An 18538-nucleotide genomic window follows, 5' to 3' on the forward strand; every position below is an offset into this window, starting at 1 on the left:
TCCCTAGCGGACAGGGGCGGGAAACTCAGATCAAACTCTCAGGAAACCGGAGTAACGTCCAAACATAACCGTTGTGGTTGCGGAACTTGTGATCAAGGGAGATGGACCATGAACCGTAAGTGGCGAAACTGGGCGCCGGCCGTAGCAGTGACAGCTGTCATGGGCGCCGGGGTCATCCTGGTCCCACTCACGGCTAACGCCGCGGTCGACCTGCCGGACCTGACCGCCGCCGAGGTACTCGAACTAGCTGCCGGCCACTCGGTGGATGCACTTTCGGGCACCGTGGAGCAGACGTCCGACCTCGGGCTGCCTGACCTCTCCCTGATCAATGGTGCGGGCGGAGGCGGTATGGGGCCCAGCACAGCCCCTGGAACTGATCCCGGCGCCGACGGGGGTTCGGTTCCGACTGCCGAGGGCGCCATGCTGGAAATGCTCACTGCCCCACACACCGCACGGGTCTTCCTTGACGGCCCAACCCAGGCTCGAATCCAGATCCAGGACGAGATGGCCGAACGAAACCTCATCCTCAACGGCGATGAGCTCTGGTTCTACGACTCCGGAGAAAATTCCGCAGTACATTCGGTAATCAAGTCGGCAGACGGAGTGCCGGCTGACCTCCCCGGGGTGCAGACCCCGGACCAGCTCGCCACACTCCTCCTCGAGAAGGCCGACCCGACCACCGAAGTTTCAGTTGGCCCCGACCGGATGGTCGCCGGCCGTGCCGCCTACCAGCTGATCATGACCCCCCGCAGCAACGAAACTCTGGTGGGTTCGATCACGGTCGACGTCGACGCCGAGACGGGCCTCCCGCTCGCGGTCAGCGTCGCTGCCAGTAGCGGAACCACCCCGGCGTTCAGTGCCGCATACACCGAGATCAGTTTCGAGGCGCCCGCTCCCGAGATATTCGACTTCACGCCCCCGGCTGGTGCCACCATCACTGAGGCTCCGGAACACGGCGAATACCGCGAACACGACGACAAACGCGATCATAGCGATGGCAAGCCCGAAGCCACCGACGAGTCAACCGAACCGACTGTCACCGGCACCGGCTGGGGAACCGTGGTGGAGTTTTCCGCCGGGGACTTCCCGACCGGAGACCCCGAGTTGACCGGAATGATCGATCAGCTAAGCACACCGGTCGACGGCGGCCGCCTGATGCAGACCCGACTGCTGAACGTTCTGCTCACCGATGATGGGCGGGTTCTGGTGGGTTCCGTGCCCGCCGATCGTCTCCAGGCAGTTGCCGACGACGAGTGAGCGACGAAACGTTACCGGAGGGCCCTGCCGTTCAGACCAGGGGGCTCTCGAAGCGATTCGGTGGGCAAACAGTCCTGGACGGTATCGACCTGTCAGTGCCACGGGGGTCGGTTTTCGGCTTCCTCGGCCCCAATGGGTCAGGCAAAACTACAACGATCCGTATCCTGCTAGGCCTGGCGAGCGCGACATCGGGCGACGTGGAGGTACTCGGGCGCAAGATCCCCAGGTTTCTTCCCGAGGTACTGCCCAGGGTGGGAGCCCTCGTGGAAGGACCTGGGTTTTACCCTTTCCTCTCGGGGCGGGCCAACCTGCACCGCCTCGACGCCGCAGACCGCTTCGTTGACCCGTCGACCCGCCGCGCCCGCACCGCGCAGGCACTGGAACGGGTAGGCCTTTCACAGGCGGCCGACAAAAAGGTGGGGGCCTACTCTCTGGGAATGAAGCAACGGCTAGGGATCGCCAACGCACTGCTGACACATCGGGACCTGATCGTCCTGGACGAGCCGACCAACGGCCTCGATCCCCAGGGCACCCGGGAGGTGCGCCATCTGGTCCATTCCCTCACCGCAGAAGGCACCACGGTCTTCGTCTCCAGTCACCTGTTGGCCGAGGTGGAACAGATCTGCTCCCACGTGGCGGTCCTCCGAGCGGGCAAGCTGGTGGCGCAGGGCGAGCTGAGTGAGCTGCGCGCCGCCGGCCAGACCCGGGTGGAGGTACTTACCCCCGACGGCGCGGACTGCCGACAGGTGTTGACCCGGCTGGGATTGACCCCGCAAGAGCCGACACCCAGCCACCACACCCCGGGCGGTTCCGATGTTGCGGTGGGCGCCCCGCTACCCGAGCATTTCCCACCCGAGACCATCGTCGCCGCTCTCGTGGCCGCCGGGGTACGCGTGAAGGGCTTTACCGTCGATCAGGTGGGGCTTGAGGAACTTTTTGTGTCGCTCACCGGGGAAGGGTTTGACGTTGTCCAATAACGATCCGGCGCACAGCATCGGGCGGCGGCCCGCAACGGGGCTGGTGTTTATGGCTTCGGAACTTTCAATCCTGTTCAGACGACGGCGCACCTGGGCCCTGCTTCTTGCGCTGGCGGCCATCCCGGTTCTGATTGCGGTGGCTGTCCGGCTGACCTCCGGTCCGCCTACGGGGCGCGGCCCGGCCTTCCTTGACCAGATCACCCAGAACGGGTTGTTCGTGGCCGTCGCAGCGATCACTGTCGCTATTCCGCTGTTTCTGCCGCTCACTGTCGGGGTAGTGGCTGGCGATACCATCGCCGGCGAAGCCAGCACCGGAACGCTACGCTACCTCCTGGTGGCACCCGTGGGCCGGGGCCGGCTGCTCGCCGTGAAATTCGCCGGTGCTGTGGTGTTCTGCCTGGCAGCGACACTCGCCGTCGTCCTGGCCGGAACGCTGATTGGCGCTGTCCTGTTCCCAGTGGGGCCGGTGACCCTCCTGTCCGGTGACACCGTGAGCATCGGCGAGTCTCTGCTGCGGTCGGCGTTGATCTGCGCCTACGTCACCGTGTCGCTTACCGGGCTCTGCGCCGTCGGCCTGTTCATCTCGACCCTCACGGATGTGCCGGTCGGCGCGATGGCCGCGACGGTGGTCATCTCGGTCGTCTCCCAAGTGGTGGGTCAGCTTCCCCAGCTGGAACTCTTGCACCCCTGGCTCCTGAGCCACTACTGGTTTGGCTTCGTGGATCTGCTCCGGCAGCCGATCGAGTGGTCCTCCTTCGCCGCGAATGCCCTCCTACAATCGGGTTATGTGCTGGTCTTCGGCGCGCTCGCCTACGGCCGGTTCACCACGCGCGATGTCCTCGCCTGACGGCTGCCCTCATCTTGCTGGATTCCCGATTCCACTGAGTGGAAAGTACGATAGCCTCTAGAAAGTTTCCACCTCGCGGATCAAACCTGTCAGTGGGAGCTCGAGAATTGGGAGTGTCACATGGCTGAGAAAGCAGCAGGCGGCGGGGTACAGTCCGTCGAGCGGGTCTTTGAACTGCTCGAGCTCATCACCGACGCCGGCGGGGAAGTCTCCCTCAGTGAACTTTCCTCCTCGACCGAGCTTCCCTTGCCGACCATCCACCGCCTGCTGCGCACCCTGGTCGCCAAGGGTTATGCCCGCCAGCTACCAAACCGCCGTTACGCGCTGGGCCCGCGGCTAATCCGGCTGGGCGAAGGCGCCAACAAACAGCTCGGAGCTCTTGCCCGTCCCCAGCTGAAGAACCTGGTTGACAGTCTGGGCGAGACGTCCAATATGGCGGTCCTGGATTCGGACATGGTCATCTACATCGCTCAGGTGCCCTCCCCCCACTCGATGCGCATGTTCACCGAGGTGGGCCGCCGCGCCCACACCCACGACACCGGCGTGGGGAAAGCCATCCTTGCGCAGTTGAGCAACGATGCGGTGCGCAGCATCGTCGGCCGCGCGGGCATGCCGACGCCGACCGACAGGAGCCTGAAAAACATCGACGAGTTGCTGGCCGAACTGGAGCTCATCCGCGAGCGCGGTTACTCAGTCGATGAGCAGGAGCAGGAACTCGGCGTCAGGTGTTTCGCCATGGCCGTCCCCGACGCGCCGACCCCCAGCGCCATTTCAGTATCCGGGCCGGTCTCCCGCGTCGATGAACGGTTCGCCGAGAAGGCCGTCCCTCTGCTCCGCGAGGCGGTCCGATCAATCGCCGCGGAACTGAATCTGAAGGCCTGACCCGGTGTTTCGGCGACTTCAGACCGGGTTATTTGTAGGGTGAAGCATGGACGCCGTAGCTGCGCTTAATGAAATTGCCTTCTGGCTCGAACGCAAGGCAGCGCCAACCTTCAAAATCAAGGCATTCCGGAACGCCGCCGATCTTCTCGGTGAGCTGTCTTTCGACGAGCTGCTGGCCAGGACCAGAGACGGTCGACTAAAAAGGATGAAGGGCATCGGGGCGCGCACCTTCGAGGTGGTCTCCCAGTCCGTCAGCGGAGAGATCCCCGATTACCTCGCTGAACTCCGCGAACAGTCGGCAATGCCCCTGGGGGAAGGCGGACACTCGCTCAGGGCCGCCCTACGAGGCGACCTGCATAGCCATAGCAACTGGTCCGACGGGGGTAGCCCCATCGAACTGATGGTCCAGGCCGCACAAACCCTCGGCCATCAGTATCTGGCCCTCACTGATCATTCGCCCAACCTCACTATCGCCAATGGGCTCAGCGCCGAACGACTCGCTGAGCAGCTCGATATTGTGGAGCAGATCAACGCCAGCGCCGCCGGGTTCCGGCTGCTGGCCGGCATCGAGGTCGACATCCTTGAGGACGGCACCCTCGACCAGACGCCAGCGCTGCTGGACCGGCTCGACGTCGTCGTCGCCAGCGTGCACTCCAAGCTTCGCTCTGACCGTTCCACTATGACCCGGCGGATGCTCGGCGGGATCCGGAACCCACAGACCAACGTCCTGGGACACTGCACCGGCCGTCTCGTGCAGGGGTCCCGGGGGACTCGCCCGCCGTCGGAGTTCGACGCCGTCCAGGTCTTCGCGGCCTGCGCCGAAAACAACGTTGCCGTGGAGATCAACTCCCGACCGGAACGCCAGGATCCTCCCGATGAACTGATTCGCCTGGCACTGGATGCTGGCTGCCTTTTCAGCATCGACAGCGACGCGCATGCGCCCGGCCAGCTGGATTTCCTGCAGTACGGGGCGGAACGGGCCGAAGCCAATGGCGTTCCGGCTGAGCGCATCATCACTACCTGGCCGGAGGAGCAACTGCTCAGCTGGCTCAACGGCGACTAGGTGAGCCAGCATCGCGGAACGAACCAACCGACAGCACCAGAACTAGCCCAGGGGAAACAGATGGACGTAACACCCAGTACGCCCACCGCAGTCGTGACAGGCGCAGGCTCGGGCATTGGGCGTGCCGTGGCCCGAGAGTTTCTCACCGCCGGGTTCGACGTCGTCCTGGCGGGCCGGAGACAAGCTGCCCTTGAAGAGACCGCAGACGGGCATCCCCACGCCCATGTGGTGTCCACCGATGTTACCCGGCCCGACGATGTCGACCGACTGTTTTACTACGTCCAGCAGGAGTTCGGGGCCCTGTCGGTACTTTTCAATAATGCGGGCGTGTTCGGTCCTACGGGCGCCGTTGACGAGATTCAGCTGACAGAGTGGGCCGACACCGTTGCGGTCAATATCACCGGCGCGTTCCTGTGTGCCGCAGCCGCTGTTCGACTGATGAAGAGCCAGCAGCCACCGGGTGGGCGGATCATCAACAACGGGTCCATTTCGGCTCATTCACCCCGCCCATTGTCGGTCGCCTATACAACCACCAAGCATGCGATTACTGGCTTGACCAAGTCGATCGAGCTGGATGGACGCCCCTTCGGCATCACCTGCGGCCAAATCGACATCGGGAACGCCCACACCCAACTCATGGACACCATCGGCGTCAACGGCGGCGCGTTACAAGCAGACGGCTCCCGCCGACCGGAGCCCACCTTCCCCGTGGCAGAGGCAGCCCGGGCGGTCCTTTTGATGGCTCAACTGCCGGCCTCTGCATCGGTCGGGTCGTTGCTCATCACCGCGAGCGGGATGCCCTTCGTCGGCCGCGGCTGACCCGGGCGCCTTTTGGCCTCTGGGCGGTGCGGCTACCGCCAGGAGGTGCAGCGCCGTCAGGAGTACCAGAACCAGTTGGGCGGGTTCCAGGAGTCCGGCACCTCGTGCCCGTTAAACCTCCCGCAAACAGAGCAGGAGTAATTGACGCTCGCTGCAACAAGGTGACCACCCCCCGCGGGACGACGCGCCGGGACGAAATCCTCATACATCAGGAACTCGTCGGTGTCGCATTCGGAGCACCAGGGCAGGCCCGGGTCACGTTCCCTGACATCGCCTGCGGGCACTCGGGTCCGCTCGGACTCGTATGGATTGAATATTGCCATGGGAATCACCACTCCAGCCAGTGAATAATTAAGCTCCGGTTAATTCCGTCCCCTTATGAGTGGACCCCACCCTAGTCCTCTCACGACATTTGGGGAAGAGCCTGTCGTCACCACTGGATTAACGAATTCTGTTGAAACTTTCACTTTTGACAGGCCTTGGCAGAATAGAGGAATGGTCATCCGCAGCCCCCACACCACCGAGGCCCTTCGCCCAGCCGATGCAGCACCGTTAAAACGTGCCCTCGCCGAAACCGCTGACGTCACCGTATTTGTTGACGGCACCGCGGTGAAACTGCCACCTGCCGCCCGGGATGCTGTCGTCGACGTCCTGCGCCGGCTTGCTGCCGGTGACGCCGTCACCACCACCTCCGCTGCCGAGACCCTGACCACTTCACAGGCCGCGGCGGCAGCTGGAATTTCCCACACCTATTTACGAAATCTCACTGATGCTGGGATTATTCCGGTCGAATATCGCGGCACCCATCGACGAATTAGATCCCAGGACATTACCAAGTGGCTGGCCACGCAGAAATCAGACAATCGCGGAGAGTCGCCGCGATCAATTACGGACAGCTAACAGACTGCCAATACCGGATTAGATCCTGGGACGCCGTGACCATTTCCGCGCCTTGAGGGCTAAATGGAGTTCCAGCCGCACGTGACCGCCCAGCGGGTCCGCGCCAATGATCGACCGGATTCGAGCCAGCCGGTTGTAGACACTACTGCGGTGTAGGTGCAGTTGCGCGGCTACATCCTGAACCGACCCGTTCTTGTCGTAAAGCAATTCCAGGACGGGCAGTAGTTCAGAGTTTTTATCCTGCTCCTCAATTTCGGCGAAGTGGACCGACTTGGCGGATGTCAGCTGCCACCCTCCGGCGGCTAGGAACTGATAGCACCCGGTGGCCCGGTATTCAGTGATCAGACCGAGCCCTCCATCGACCGCCGACGCCTGGACGGCGTGGCGTGCCTGGCTGAAAGCCTTTGGCAGCTCCCGTAGATCAAGCACCCGTTCGCTCAGCCCCAGCAGGGCACGCCCCACAGCACCGCCTTCACGCTTGGCTTGTTCCTGATCGTATCGGCGAAGGATCTCAGCGTATTCGCCGCCGCCCACGTCACCGGTGAGGAGCAGCACGGCGATGGCCGGAGTCCCGGCGCTGAACAGCACCGACCTCACACCGACGGTGGCCTGCAGGGCGGCAGTGCGGTGGGTCAGCAGGCTCGCGTGGGGGTCGGCGGGTTCGGGCAGATCGTTCTGGGCGTAGAGCACCGCTACCTGCCAGGGAGCAGTGTTGTGAAGCTCGGGCCAACCAGCCAGCTCGTCGGTACCAGCCTCGGTCCCGTCACAGGCCGCCAGAAAGATGCTTTCCCTCTTGCGCCGGTGTTCGGAGGCTGCCGTGTTGCCTTCCAGTAGTAGTGATGCAAGTCGATCCATGTCAGCACGCACATCCGGGAGCTGGTCGAGAATGGCCTCGGGGGTCGTCTCGTTTGCCTCCTGCTGCACCCAGAGGTAGCCCACCCGGAACCCTCGGACCAGCAAGGGAACGCAGACTCGTCCGAGCATCCCTAGCGACGGGTTGGCTGGCAGCACCACTGGACGGACTGCCGATGAGATGCCGTGCTGCAATTGCCATTGGCTGACGTCGGCAGGCACCTTCTTGCTCAGCAGGAAATTGACCCTGACCCGGTCAGCAGCGGATTGGTGGCTGCTGTACGCCAGCAGCACGCCGTCGAGATCTTCAAGAGACAGGCCGCGGTTCAGCCGGGCGGCTATCGCTTCGACGGCCGCGTCGACCCCGTCTGGCTGCATTGCCTAATGCTACTGGGCGGCGTCACCAAGGAGACAATTGATGCGCAAAAGGTCGACACTTGTCGACGTCGTTAGCTGCTGTTCGTATGGTAGTGAACCAGGTCACATTCCGCACCGGGCCCGCATCCACAGGGATCGTTGACCCAGTCGGGCCATCATCCGTCCCCGGGCGACGATCTAGCACGACCGGGGGGCTGCCCGAAGGCTCCTGGTTGTCCGTAGGCTAGGGACCTGGCTATAAGCCACCTCACCGCACCTTGAGAGTGAACGGAGAATCCCGTGATCGTCGGCGTTCCTAAAGAAGTCAAAAACAACGAGTTCCGCGTGGCCATCACCGCCTCAGGGGTGCATGAGCTCCGTACCAACGGGCATACAGTCCTGATTGAAAAAGACGCTGGAGTCGGTTCATACATTACCGACGATGAGTACTCTGCAGCCGGCGCGGAGATTGTCACCTCTGCCGACGAATTGTGGTCCCGGGCGGACCTGGTGCTCAAGGTCAAGGAGCCGATCGCCGAGGAGTATCACCGGTTCCGCGAGGGTCTGATTCTCTTCACCTACCTCCACCTTGCGGCGGAACCCGAGCTGACCCGGGCACTGCTGGACGCGGGCGTAACGGCGATTGCCTACGAAACGGTTCAGGACGGGCGCGCGCTGCCCCTGCTGGCACCGATGTCCGAGGTTGCCGGTCGACTGTCGGTACAGGTGGGAGCTCAGGTCCTGACCGCTCCTGCTGGTGGCCCCGGTCTACTCCTCGGAGGGGTCCCCGGAGTACGCCCAGCGAAGGTAGTTGTCCTCGGCGCCGGCGTAGCCGGCACAAATGCGGCAGCGATGGCGGTGGGCACTGGCGCTGAAGTCACCATTCTCGACATCAACATTGGCCGGTTGCGCGAGTTGGACGCCCTCTACGCGGGCCGGGTCAAGACCGTCGCCTCAAATGCCTTTGAAATCGAGCGAGCAGTGTTGGACGCTGATCTGGTGATTGGTTCTGTCCTGATCCCCGGTGCCCGTGCTCCGAAGCTCGTGACGAACCAAATGGTTTCCCGGATGAAACCGGGAAGCGTCCTTGTGGATATCGCTGTGGACCAGGGTGGTTGCTTCGAGGATTCACATGTGACCACGCACGAGAATCCCACCTTCACCGTGCACAACTCGCTGTTCTACTGTGTGGGGAACATGCCGGGCGCAGTGCCCAACACCTCAACCTACGCACTCACCAATGTGACGCTCCGCTATGCGGTCGCACTGGCGAACCGCGGGGTCCGGGCTGCGTTTGAGTCCGACGCCGCACTGGCGCATGGCCTGAATATTGCCGGTGGACGGGTTGCACACCATTCTGTTTCCGAAGCTCACGGCCTCGACCTCGCCGCTGACTGGCGAGAACTGGTCTGACTCAGCGGAGGTGGGTTGCCTCAATGATCCGCAGGGCAGCAATGCTGTCCTGCGGATCTACGGGCACCGGTGCACCATCGAGCACGGCTGAGGCCATCAGCTCGTAAAACCGCGGGTAAGCGCCCTTCTCCGTGCGCACCTTGGTAGCGTCGGCGTCGAACCCCAGGAGCCCCCAGGCGAGTTCATCCTCGACTCCATAAAGGGAATCTGTGGGGAGCATTCCCGCGATGATCGACGGTTCCTGCACGTCAACACCCCACTTCGAATAGGCCGACTGGGATCCAACGATACGGAACCGGGGGGCGGCCTGCGGTGCCAGGGCGTTCATCCACAGGTGGCTGATGGTCCCGCTGGCGTGCCGCAGGGCGAGGAACGCATCGTCATCCGGCCCACCGTCGCCGCGGTGCGCGGCAAGCTCGGCGTATTGCAGCTCCGCGGGCCCGAATAGCTGCAACGCCTGGTCGATCAGGTGCGGTCCCAGATCGTAGAGTATGCCGCCGCCCTCACCGGCGACCGCCCCCTTCCACGGTTTGGACACCACAGGTTTGAAGGACTCCATGCGGGACTCGAAGCGGCGTACCGTCCCGAGGGCGCCGTCGTCGATGAGCTTCCGGGCGGTCAGGAAATCGCCATCCCACCTTCGGTTCTGAAAAACGCTCAGCACCGTCCCACGAGACCGCGCCAGTTCGATGAGCCGCAGACCATCCGCCGTGTCGACGACGAAGGGCTTGTCGACGACGACAGCGAGCCCAGCCTCCAGGGCCGCTTGAGCCAGCGGAACGTGAGTGGCCGGCGGAGTGCTGATCACGGCCAGATCGAGCTGACCAGCCAGGGCGAAGGCGTCCGCGGCAGTTGGTACTACGCGGACACCCGGATACCGCACCTCGGCTTCGGCTTTCCTGGCTGGGTCGGAAGTGACGATGATATCGAGTGAGTACCGCGGGTTAGCGTGGATGAAAGGGGCATGAAACACGCGTCCACCAAGGCCGTAGCCGAAGACTGCTGTTCGGATTGTCGTCATGGGCTCAGCCTACCGGGCGGAGTTAAACCCTTCGATCCTCGACTGTTCGATAAACCTCAGCCGCAATGAACACCGCCCGCAGTGAGAATCAGAGGCAGTCAGAACCAGAGGCAGTCAGGACCAGAGGCTGTCCGCCCAGGCGGCATCGCGCAGGTAGTCCCTGGCCGGTCCAACCTCCCACAATTCGCCACGGGAAGCGAGCACACCCTGCACCAGCATGTCCTCAAGGGTGTCCGGTGAGCACCCCAGAGCCTCACTGAGTTCCCGCACATCGGTTGCCAGGATGACATCATTGCTAATCGCCATGGTGCTCTAATCCTTCCGTGGTGCCCTGCTGGTCGGGTCTGGGTCTGGCCTAATTCTGTCGGTAAGTGGGTGACTCGCGTTCGATGCCCCATGACCGGGCGTACAGACCGAGGACTGCCTCTTCACGGGTAGAAAAGCCCAGCCGATTCAGCGTCAGGTGCGCCTGGTAAACGGTCAGGTGCTGAGCGCTGCGGCTCACCTGGGCCTTGTCGGCGCGGTAAAGATAATTGTCGATCCCGCGGGACCATCTGCGACGCCAGTTATGCGCCGCAGATTCGGCAGCGGTGGCCGCCATCAAGCCGTGAAAGGCTGAAGCCCGGACCTCCACCTGTGCCGCCAGGGCCTCACGGACGCCCACCGCGCGGGGGCCCAGGTCAGCGGTGCAGGTTCTGAGGTGACTGTTCCAATAAAAGTCCCAGCTGATTCGCCGCCGGTCAGGCCAACCAGCAGATCGTGGGCCTTTCATCATGCTCCGTGCAGAGTCGAAAAGGATCAGCGCACCGAACGCCGATCGGTTGTGCATCTTGGGGAAACGTCGGCTGGCCCATGTGGCCAGCTCGGAGGAGAGTTCGAAGACCTCTTCAGCAAGTTGGAGACCTGCAACCCCACCGTACTTCTCGAGGTCGGCTTCCAGCTTCCTTCTGATCTCATTGCCACTGGATTTATCGGAGCCCGGGGGCAGCTGGCTGCCCGCTGGTGAGGAGAGGTACTGCCGGACGTGCAACCCAGCCACAGCGCTGGGGTTTGCGCCGCCCAGGTCCCCCGCGGTGGCCCGGGCCCGGAAGGTGGCAAGCGAGGTCTGAAGACTGGCAATTGCGGCGGGACTGGCAAGAACGTGTAGCCGCACCTGAGGCACCGTTGGTTCCTCACCCCGGGTGAAGAACCAACGGCTGGCCCCCAAAAGCTGAGCCTGCGCCGCCAGTGGGGCGACCAGATCTTCAATGATGCCGTCCGCTACATCGAAGCCACCGGTAAAGAGCGAGAGATGCCACCATTGAGTGCTGTTGGCGGTTCGTGAGGCGTTTCGAACTGCAACCAGCTGACTCATAGCTCTCTCCTTCCGGATGTTGGTCACCGCCACTGGGGCGAGTCTAAGTGCTGCCATCCCGACGGGAATCGGTCAAAACAACCTGCTATTTCGGCCACTCCCAGTTGTCTGCCATCACCGTTTTAGGCCATTCCCAGTTCGCCGCGCTGAGCTCGGGACTGGTAGAGGCAACGACACTCATGACGACTAGAAGACCGGCTACTGTGCCGACAATCTTTTTCACGAGAACCCCCCTTGAGTGGCCACATGTGGTGGTGCGTCGGCGGAAGTGATGCCGATACCCACAACCATGAGCCGCTGGCTCTATCGATGTCCAGCCAGATAACCACCCTGTTCTGGACATGGCCTAAAGATGACTAAATGGCAGATTTCTGCCGGCGCAACCAACGCTCGCAAGACCCCAATACCCGCACCCGTCCAAGGGAAATCCGCTCCTGGGGCGGAACCGCGACAGGCATCAAGCACTGTGTCATAAAGTGGACATGTCATGTTTTACAGCGCCATGATCGACCTACCAGGCGGCGCTGCACAACCGAATCGCCCCGCGAGGAAACGGGTCGGTAGGCTACAGGCAGGTGTGCCGCCATACCGGGGAGGAATGTTCATGCTCGACGGACTAGGTCTAGAGCTCTACCGCTACGCCGTCGCCCACCCCGGATGGACGCGTCAGGGTGCCTCGGAGGCCCTTGGTTACACCCTGAGGGACATTGATTCCGCGACGAACCAGCTCAGTGAGCGGAAGCTGCTCAGCTCACATGCAGCGGATTCGGACGCGTTCGTCGCGATTTCGCCCGACGTCGCGCTGGCCGATCTGGTTGACGCTGACGAGCGCCTCGTCCAGGACTTGAAGAGTCGGATCAACACCAGGCGCCTCGAGCTATCCGGCCTGGTTCCCCTCTACCTCGAAGCCCGCAGGGACGTCCTCTCCAGCGCATCGGTTGAGGTGCTCGAGGACCCGCACCTGATTCAACGGGTGTTGATCGAGTATGGTCGGGACGTTTCCGAGCACGTGTTGATGGCTGTCCCCGGCCAGGGCGCGAATGCAGATTTCCAGGAGGAGAACGTCAGGAAGGACGTCGACCTGCTGAAGCAGGGCGTGAACCGCAGGAACCTCTACGACCTCAGTACCCGCGACCACATGCCGACCCGCAAGGCGGTGAAAGCGATTGCTGCGGAGGGCGGCGAGTTCCGCACTTTGCCGTCGGTGCCATTCAGGATGCTGATTTTCGACCGGAAACTCGCTGTGGTGGCTCGGCAGCTGACGAGCGACGACAAGGCCGCGATGATGATCCGCGACCCTAACCTGGTGAACGTCTTCATTCGGTTCTTCAACTTCACCTGGGAGTTCGCCGAGCCGTTTCCAACGGAGGAGGATACGGTGTCGCCGCTCAATGGAACCCAGCAGGCAATTCTTGCGGGCCTCGCTGCCGGCTACTCGGATGAGGTTATTGCCCGGCGCCTCGATCTCAGTGTACGCACGTGCAGACGGCACATTGCCTGGATGCTCGAGGCATTGAAGGCTGACAGTCGATTCCAGGCGGGCGCGAAGGCCCGCGATGCGGGCTGGATCTGACCACAGGGAGAATACCTACAACAGGCAACACCCGTTGCTCATTAGTTAACCCCTGCCTTAGACTGCGTGAGTGAACTCACAGGCAAAACTTGACCCAACGACCATGCCGGCCGAAACCGAAGCAGCGCTGGTCCGCGCAGTTGATTCAGCTCATCGACACGAGGCTCTATTCTCCGATCGGGCTGCGAACATCAAACAGTCTGCGGTGCGCGATGTCTTCGACATTTCAATCCAACCCGGGCTGGTGTCGCTCGCCGGAGGAAGCCCCTACCTGCGTTCGCTTCCCCTGAAGGAGCTTGGCGACACTGCCCAACGGATCATCGCCGAGCACGGCCTGGAGGCGCTGCAATACGGCGGTGGCCAGGGGATGGAAAAGCTTCGCCAACAGATCTGCGAGGTCATGGCGGCCGAGGGAATTACCGACGCCGACCCGGCAGACCTCGTGGTCACAACCGGATCGCAGTCAGCGCAGGACGTCGCCGCCAAGGTTTTCTGCAACCCAGGCGATGTGATCCTGTGTGAGGACCCCACATATGTCGGAGCGCTCAACACCTTCGAGGCATACCAAGTGGATGTCCAGGCGGTGGCCATGGACGACGACGGCCTGATCCCCGAAGCCCTCGAACAGCGGATCACCGAACTACAGTCGGAGGGCCGAACCATCAAGGCCCTCTACACCATCCCCAGCTTCAACAACCCGAGCGGGATTACCCTGAAGGCCAGTCGCCGTCAGGTCATTGTCGACATCTGCAAAAAACACAACATCCTCGTGCTGGAGGACAACCCGTACGGCCTGCTGCGCTTTGATGGCAAGCCGCTGACCCCGCTGCGCGAAGGCAACCCCGACGACGTCATTTATCTGGGGTCCTTCTCCAAAATTTTCGCCCCCGGGGTGCGGCTCGGCTGGGCGTTGGTGCCCAGGCACCTGCATCGGCGGTTCTATCTGGCGTGCGAAGCTGTGGTGCTTTGTCCATCCCCGCTGACCCAGATGCTGGTTTCGGCCTATCTCAGCGATTACGACTGGCTGGGTCATCTTGAGACCACGCGAGCCTTGTACAGCGAGAGGTGTTCGACCATGCTGAGTGCCCTGGCGCAGCACCTACCAGCGTCGGTGTCGTGGACGCGTCCCGATGGGGGCTTCTTTATCTGGGTAACCCTGCCCGAAGGGATCGACACCTACCCCCTGCTGTACAAGGCAATCGACGCGGGGGTGGTGTTCATTCCCGGTGCCGCTTTCACCCCCTCCGATGCCCCGTCGAACAAGCTGCGGCTTGCCTTCAGCGCAGTCTCCAGCGAGGACATCGTCACGGGAATCGAGCGTCTTGCCCCGATCCTCCAGGAAGCGATCGCATCGAATCATGCGTAAGCGGAGGCTACCTGTTGCGGGAACGCAACCGGTCCAGGACAACCGAGACCGCCAGCAGCAGGACGGCAAGAATCAGCAACCGGACCACGAAGTTCAGTTCCGGGAAGAGCCACTGCAGCAGGGTTGAGCCGATGAACGCGGCGAGCAGCATGGGCAACAGCCGCTTGAGGTAGGAACCGGTGGGCGACGGCGCCCCCGAATTTTCTCGGTCGGGGCGCTGGCTCGGACTGGGGTTATTTGGCATCGGAAACCAGCCTAGGGCACAACCTCAGTCGAGCAGCAGCGCAGGCTCCTCCAGGATGGAGGCGACGTCGGCCATGAAGCGTGCGCTGAGGTCGCCATCCACCACCCGGTGGTCGAACGATCCCCCCAATGTGGTGATCCACCGTGGGATAACTTCCCCGTCCAGCACCCACGGTTTCTGCTTGATCGTGCCGAAGGCCACGATTGCAACCTCTCCCGGGTTGATGATTGGCGTCCCTGTATCGATCCCGAGTGCGCCGATGTTCGTGACTGTGAGAGACCCGCCCTGCATCTGGGCTGGTTGCGTCTTTCCCGCACGAGCAGTGGTCGCCAGCTCATTGAGGGCGATCGCGAGTTCCTTCAACGTCAGGTCCTGCGCATCCTTGATGTTCGGAACCATCAGTCCGCGAGGAGTAGCGGCAGCGATGCCCAGGTTCATGAAGTGCTTGACGAGGATCTCGTCACCGGCCCAGGTCGCATTGACCGACGGGTTGCGGGCGGCGGCCCAGATGACTGCCTTGCACAGAATGAGCAGGGGCGACACCTTGATTCCCTCGAAGTCCCGGGAAGCCTTGAGCCGCTTCACGAACTCCATGGTGCGGGAGGCGTCCACGTCCACGAAGATGCTGACGTGCGGCGCCGAGAAGGCGCTGTCCACCATCGCCTTCGCGGTCGCCTTGCGGACACCTCTGACGGGCACACGTTCAATCCGCTGATCCTGAGGCTTTTGGGTCGCTTCCCAGAAGGTATTGGCGCCGTCCTGTTCTGCGTCGCGCTGCGCCTGGTAGCTCATGAGATCCCGCTTGGTCACCTCACCCGAGCGGCCAGTCCCTTCGACATCGGACAGGTTGATTCCGAGATCGCGGGCCGCCTTCCGAACCGGCGGTTTGGCCAGCACCCGGTTGGCTGGCTGCGCCCCGTCAGCCGGCGGGGCGGACTGCGGAGTTGGAGCCTGCATTGGCTCTGCGTCAGCCCGTCGAGGCCGCCGCTTCACCGCATCAGCTTTCGGGCCGGTTCCCACCAGTGGGCCGACCTCCGGTGGCTCCTGGGCGCCCGCGTGCTGTCCGCTGTCGGATCCAAAGCCGCTGGTGGCTGACGCGTCCGTTGCGGCTGATGGATGAGTGGTCGCCGGCGGGGTCGATAACTCGCCGGGCATCTGGGGAGCCGGTGCGTCGTCGTCGCCGTCCGCTACAGAGATGATCGGCGAGCCGACGTCGATGGTCTCACCCTCCGTGGCTAGAAGCTCCGCGACGACGCCCGCGTACGGTGAGGACAGCTCTACCAGGGATTTGGCTGTCTCGATCTCGACGATGATGTCATTGATCGCGACGACGCTGCCTGGCTGGACCTTCCACTGAACTATCTCTGCCTCGGTGAGTCCTTCCCCGACGTCGGGGAGATTAAACGTATTGAGTGTCATGGGGTTCCTCTAGTAGGCCAGGGCCCGGTCGACGGATTCGAGGATCCGATCAATATCTGGCAGGTAGTGCTCTTCCATGCGCGCCACGGGATACGGCAGGTGGAAGCCTCCTACCCGCATCACGGGGGCCTGTAGCGAAAGGAAGGCGCGTTCGGTCACGCGGGCTGCAAGCTCACCGCCGATCCCGCCGAACGTGGGCGCTTCATGGGCGACAACCAGCCGTCCCGTCTTTTGGACTGATGCCGTCACCGTGTCGAAATCCATCGGTGACACCGATCGCAGGTCGATTACTTCGATACTGTGTCCATCCTCCGCTGCAGCCGCTGCGGCGGCGAGCGCAACGGGCACCAGCGGGCCGTACGCCACCACTGTCGCGTCCGTGCCTTCACGCAGCACGTGGGCGGTGAACGGGTCCCCGGATGGGGAGGTTAGGTCCACCTCCCCCTTGAGCCAGTAGCGTCGTTTCGGTTCGAAGACGATCACCGGGTCGTCGCACTCGATGGCCTGCTGGATCATCCAATAGGCATCCTGGGGGTTGGAGGGCGTGATGATGCGCAGTCCTGCGGTGTGCGCAAACAACGCCTCGGGTGACTCGGAGTGGTGTTCAACGCTACCGATCCCGCCCCCATAAGGGATCCGGATGACCACCGGAACTCGGAGCATTCCGTCGCTGCGGGCATGCATCTTCGCCAATTGGGTGGTGATCTGGTTAAACCCCGGGAAAACAAACCCGTCGAACTGAATCTCGCAGACGGGTCGATAGCCGCGCAAGGCCAACCCGATGGCTGTCCCGATGATGCCTGACTCGCCAAGCGGCGTATCGACTACGCGATCTGCGCCAAACTCGGCTTTCAGGCCCTCGGTCACGCGGTAGACGCCCCCGAGAGCGCCGATATCTTCGCCCATCAGCAGCGTCGTCGGGGAAGCCTCCAGCGAGGCGCGGAGGCCCTCGTTGATCGCTTTGGCGATGGTCATGACCGGCATCTAGCGACCTCCATCCTTCTCTGGCGCGAATCCAGCCTCGTAGTCCTGCCAGAACCGCAGTTCCTCCTGAACCAGGGGGTGCGGCTCGGCATAAGCCGTGCCGAAACGCTGGCTAAGATCGGGTGCTTCCATGGCGAGGACCGCGCGGCGGAGCCGGCCGGCCTGCTCCGCCGCCTCCGCCTCAAGTCGTTCGAAAAACGAGTCGGCGGTGCCGTTGGCTCGGAGATAAGTTTCCAACCGGAGTAGAGGATCACGCGCCAGCCATGATTCTTCGTCAGCGGAGGCACGATACTTGGTCGGGTCGTCGGCTGTCGTGTGGGCACTCATCCGGTAGGTGAACGCCTCGATGAGCACCGGCCCCTTGCCCTGCCGGGCATGTTCCAGCGCCCAGGCGGTGACCGCACTGACTGCCAGGACATCGTTGCCGTCGACGCGGATGCCGGGGAACCCGTAGCCCGCGGCGCGCTGGGCCAGGGGTACCCGGGTCTGGACATCCGAGGGCACCGAGATGGCCCAGTGGTTGTTCTGGCAGAAGAACACCACCGGGGCGTTGAACGAGGCGGCGAAGACCATCGCTTCGTGAACGTCACCCTCGGAGCTGGCCCCGTCCCCGAAATAGGCGACCGATGCCGCCGCGGGGACGGCAGGATCGGCGGTACGGTCCCGCTGAATACCCATCGCGTAGCCGACAGCGTGCAGGGTCTGGGCAGCCAGCACCAGGGTGTAGAGCTGGAAGTTGTGCTTCCGGGGATCCCAGCCACCGTTCGTGATCCCGCGGAACAGCTTGAGGATGTCCGGTAAGTCGACTCCCCTGGTCAGTGCCACGCCGTGCTCCCGGTAGGTGGGGAAGGCATAGTCCTGTGGCTGCATTGCGCGACCCGAGCCGATCTGCGCGGCTTCCTGGCCGGTCAGTGGCACCCAGAGGGCTAGCTGGCCCTGCCGCTGGAGCGCAGTCGACTCCTGATCGAACCGACGGATCAGGAACATGTCCCGGTACAGGCCCTGATAGGTGTCCGGATCGGGGGCATAGTCGCTGAACCGAGCATCGTCCCGCAGATCGCCGTCTGCGGTCATCAGCTGGACCATGTCCGGGGTGTCCAATCCAGCAGCGGCCGGACTCACGCCGTTTCCGTTGCTGTCCAGCCCGGCTGCGGTCGATTGCACAACGTCCATACGTGCTCCCTCCCCGTCCTTATATACCTTGAATGGA

19 protein-coding genes are annotated in these 18538 nt (G+C 63.1%); 10 read left to right on the forward strand and 9 right to left on the reverse strand.

Annotated features, from left to right (window positions below; translation table 11 throughout):
* The first annotated feature begins 108 nt into the window (after positions 1 to 108).
* The 6 genes from ACX80Z_RS08420 (at position 109) to ACX80Z_RS08445 (ending at position 5845) form a co-directional block, all read left to right on the forward strand.
* A complete protein-coding gene (locus ACX80Z_RS08420) occupies positions 109 to 1257 on the forward strand; it encodes a LolA family protein (protein ID WP_459315558.1) in 1149 nt (382 codons plus the stop codon).
* The gene (locus tag ACX80Z_RS08425) at positions 1254 to 2234 is read left to right on the forward strand and encodes an ABC transporter ATP-binding protein (RefSeq protein ID WP_019482154.1); all 981 of its coding nucleotides are present in this window, start codon (positions 1254 to 1256) and stop codon (positions 2232 to 2234) included. Before ACX80Z_RS08420 ends, ACX80Z_RS08425 begins: the two co-directional genes overlap by 4 nt.
* A complete protein-coding gene (locus ACX80Z_RS08430) occupies positions 2218 to 3081 on the forward strand; it encodes an ABC transporter permease (RefSeq protein WP_459303554.1) in 864 nt (287 codons plus the stop codon). The genes ACX80Z_RS08425 and ACX80Z_RS08430 overlap by 17 nt, the downstream gene beginning before the upstream one ends.
* Positions 3082 to 3201: 120 nt before the next feature.
* Positions 3202 to 3963: an IclR family transcriptional regulator gene (locus ACX80Z_RS08435; RefSeq protein WP_019482152.1), complete on the forward strand. Its 762-nt coding sequence runs from the start codon at positions 3202 to 3204 to the stop codon at positions 3961 to 3963.
* Between the two features lie 46 nt (positions 3964 to 4009).
* Positions 4010 to 5026 carry a PHP domain-containing protein gene (locus ACX80Z_RS08440; protein WP_459315559.1) on the forward strand — a complete coding sequence of 339 codons (1017 nt, stop codon included), beginning with the start codon at positions 4010 to 4012 and terminating at the stop codon, positions 5024 to 5026.
* A 60-nt stretch (positions 5027 to 5086) separates the two neighbouring features.
* Entirely contained in the window at positions 5087 to 5845 is a 759-nt protein-coding gene (locus tag ACX80Z_RS08445) for an SDR family oxidoreductase (protein ID WP_459315560.1), read from the forward strand.
* A 56-nt stretch (positions 5846 to 5901) separates the two neighbouring features.
* Here the strand turns inward: ACX80Z_RS08445 and ACX80Z_RS08450 are convergent, their stop codons facing one another.
* The gene (locus tag ACX80Z_RS08450; RefSeq protein ID WP_019482149.1) at positions 5902 to 6168 is read right to left on the reverse strand and encodes a hypothetical protein; all 267 of its coding nucleotides are present in this window, start codon (positions 6166 to 6168) and stop codon (positions 5902 to 5904) included.
* Positions 6169 to 6340: 172 nt separating this feature from the next.
* Between ACX80Z_RS08450 and ACX80Z_RS08455 the strand changes: the two genes are divergently transcribed.
* On the forward strand, positions 6341 to 6745 hold the full coding sequence (locus ACX80Z_RS08455; RefSeq protein WP_459315561.1) for a helix-turn-helix domain-containing protein: 405 nt from the start codon (positions 6341 to 6343) through the stop codon (positions 6743 to 6745).
* Positions 6746 to 6763: 18 nt separating this feature from the next.
* On the opposite strand, the gene ACX80Z_RS08460 is transcribed toward ACX80Z_RS08455, so the two are convergent.
* Positions 6764 to 7975: a PucR family transcriptional regulator gene (locus ACX80Z_RS08460; RefSeq protein WP_459315562.1), complete on the reverse strand. Its 1212-nt coding sequence runs from the start codon at positions 7973 to 7975 to the stop codon at positions 6764 to 6766.
* 279 nt (positions 7976 to 8254) lie between these two features.
* Between ACX80Z_RS08460 and ald the strand changes: the two genes are divergently transcribed.
* On the forward strand, positions 8255 to 9367 hold the full coding sequence (gene ald / locus ACX80Z_RS08465) for an alanine dehydrogenase (protein ID WP_019482146.1): 1113 nt from the start codon (positions 8255 to 8257) through the stop codon (positions 9365 to 9367).
* 1 nt (position 9368) lies between these two features.
* Here the strand turns inward: ald and ACX80Z_RS08470 are convergent, their stop codons facing one another.
* From ACX80Z_RS08470 to ACX80Z_RS08480, 3 genes are all read right to left on the reverse strand, one after another.
* Entirely contained in the window at positions 9369 to 10388 is a 1020-nt protein-coding gene (locus ACX80Z_RS08470; RefSeq protein WP_019482145.1) for a Gfo/Idh/MocA family protein, read from the reverse strand.
* 114 nt (positions 10389 to 10502) lie between these two features.
* Positions 10503 to 10694, reverse strand: a complete 192-nt coding sequence (locus tag ACX80Z_RS08475) for a hypothetical protein (protein WP_019482144.1) — start codon at positions 10692 to 10694, stop codon at positions 10503 to 10505.
* Between the two features lie 49 nt (positions 10695 to 10743).
* Positions 10744 to 11742, reverse strand: coding sequence for a lantibiotic dehydratase C-terminal domain-containing protein (locus tag ACX80Z_RS08480; RefSeq protein WP_019482143.1), 999 nt, complete (start codon positions 11740 to 11742; stop codon positions 10744 to 10746).
* A gap of 604 nt (positions 11743 to 12346) precedes the next feature.
* Here ACX80Z_RS08480 and ACX80Z_RS08485 point away from each other — a divergent pair.
* Together ACX80Z_RS08485 and ACX80Z_RS08490 are read left to right on the forward strand one after the other, a co-directional pair.
* Complete coding sequence (locus ACX80Z_RS08485) at positions 12347 to 13315, forward strand: helix-turn-helix transcriptional regulator (protein WP_024476007.1); 969 nt, start codon at positions 12347 to 12349, stop codon at positions 13313 to 13315.
* A 103-nt stretch (positions 13316 to 13418) separates the two neighbouring features.
* Positions 13419 to 14681 carry an aminotransferase-like domain-containing protein gene (locus ACX80Z_RS08490; RefSeq protein ID WP_116777995.1) on the forward strand — a complete coding sequence of 421 codons (1263 nt, stop codon included), beginning with the start codon at positions 13419 to 13421 and terminating at the stop codon, positions 14679 to 14681.
* Positions 14682 to 14688: 7 nt separating this feature from the next.
* Here ACX80Z_RS08490 and ACX80Z_RS08495 read toward each other — a convergent pair whose 3' ends face one another.
* The 4 genes from ACX80Z_RS08495 to pdhA are packed head-to-tail and all read right to left on the reverse strand — an operon-like array spanning position 14689 to position 18501.
* Complete coding sequence (locus ACX80Z_RS08495; RefSeq protein WP_459315563.1) at positions 14689 to 14925, reverse strand: hypothetical protein; 237 nt, start codon at positions 14923 to 14925, stop codon at positions 14689 to 14691.
* A 24-nt stretch (positions 14926 to 14949) separates the two neighbouring features.
* Positions 14950 to 16344, reverse strand: coding sequence for a dihydrolipoamide acetyltransferase family protein (locus ACX80Z_RS08500; RefSeq protein ID WP_459315564.1), 1395 nt, complete (start codon positions 16342 to 16344; stop codon positions 14950 to 14952).
* Positions 16345 to 16353: 9 nt separating this feature from the next.
* Positions 16354 to 17328: an alpha-ketoacid dehydrogenase subunit beta gene (locus ACX80Z_RS08505; protein WP_019482138.1), complete on the reverse strand. Its 975-nt coding sequence runs from the start codon at positions 17326 to 17328 to the stop codon at positions 16354 to 16356.
* Positions 17329 to 18501, reverse strand: coding sequence for a pyruvate dehydrogenase (acetyl-transferring) E1 component subunit alpha (pdhA, locus tag ACX80Z_RS08510; protein WP_116777997.1), 1173 nt, complete (start codon positions 18499 to 18501; stop codon positions 17329 to 17331).
* Between the last annotated feature and the right edge of the window lie 37 nt (positions 18502 to 18538).

Source organism: Arthrobacter sp. TMT4-20 (assembly GCF_054510775.1).

What these genes read in the sequence shown, in the direction of transcription:
- ACX80Z_RS08420 (WP_459315558.1), top strand. Translation starts at nt 109, where the DNA reads ATGAACCGTAAGTGGCGAAACTGGGCGCCGGCCGTAGCAGTGACAGCT.
- ACX80Z_RS08435 (WP_019482152.1), top strand. Translation starts at nt 3,202, where the DNA reads ATGGCTGAGAAAGCAGCAGGCGGCGGGGTACAGTCCGTCGAGCGGGTC.
- ACX80Z_RS08440 (WP_459315559.1), top strand. Translation starts at nt 4,010, where the DNA reads ATGGACGCCGTAGCTGCGCTTAATGAAATTGCCTTCTGGCTCGAACGC.
- ACX80Z_RS08445 (WP_459315560.1), top strand. Translation starts at nt 5,087, where the DNA reads ATGGACGTAACACCCAGTACGCCCACCGCAGTCGTGACAGGCGCAGGC.
- ACX80Z_RS08450 (WP_019482149.1), bottom strand. Translation starts at nt 6,168, where the DNA reads ATGGCAATATTCAATCCATACGAGTCCGAGCGGACCCGAGTGCCCGCA.
- ACX80Z_RS08455 (WP_459315561.1), top strand. Translation starts at nt 6,341, where the DNA reads ATGGTCATCCGCAGCCCCCACACCACCGAGGCCCTTCGCCCAGCCGAT.
- ACX80Z_RS08460 (WP_459315562.1), bottom strand. Translation starts at nt 7,975, where the DNA reads ATGCAGCCAGACGGGGTCGACGCGGCCGTCGAAGCGATAGCCGCCCGG.
- ACX80Z_RS08470 (WP_019482145.1), bottom strand. Translation starts at nt 10,388, where the DNA reads ATGACGACAATCCGAACAGCAGTCTTCGGCTACGGCCTTGGTGGACGC.
- ACX80Z_RS08475 (WP_019482144.1), bottom strand. Translation starts at nt 10,694, where the DNA reads ATGGCGATTAGCAATGATGTCATCCTGGCAACCGATGTGCGGGAACTC.
- ACX80Z_RS08480 (WP_019482143.1), bottom strand. Translation starts at nt 11,742, where the DNA reads ATGAGTCAGCTGGTTGCAGTTCGAAACGCCTCACGAACCGCCAACAGC.
- ACX80Z_RS08485 (WP_024476007.1), top strand. Translation starts at nt 12,347, where the DNA reads ATGCTCGACGGACTAGGTCTAGAGCTCTACCGCTACGCCGTCGCCCAC.
- ACX80Z_RS08490 (WP_116777995.1), top strand. Translation starts at nt 13,419, where the DNA reads ATGCCGGCCGAAACCGAAGCAGCGCTGGTCCGCGCAGTTGATTCAGCT.
- ACX80Z_RS08495 (WP_459315563.1), bottom strand. Translation starts at nt 14,925, where the DNA reads ATGCCAAATAACCCCAGTCCGAGCCAGCGCCCCGACCGAGAAAATTCG.
- ACX80Z_RS08500 (WP_459315564.1), bottom strand. Translation starts at nt 16,344, where the DNA reads ATGACACTCAATACGTTTAATCTCCCCGACGTCGGGGAAGGACTCACC.
- ACX80Z_RS08505 (WP_019482138.1), bottom strand. Translation starts at nt 17,328, where the DNA reads ATGCCGGTCATGACCATCGCCAAAGCGATCAACGAGGGCCTCCGCGCC.
- pdhA (WP_116777997.1), bottom strand. Translation starts at nt 18,501, where the DNA reads ATGGACGTTGTGCAATCGACCGCAGCCGGGCTGGACAGCAACGGAAAC.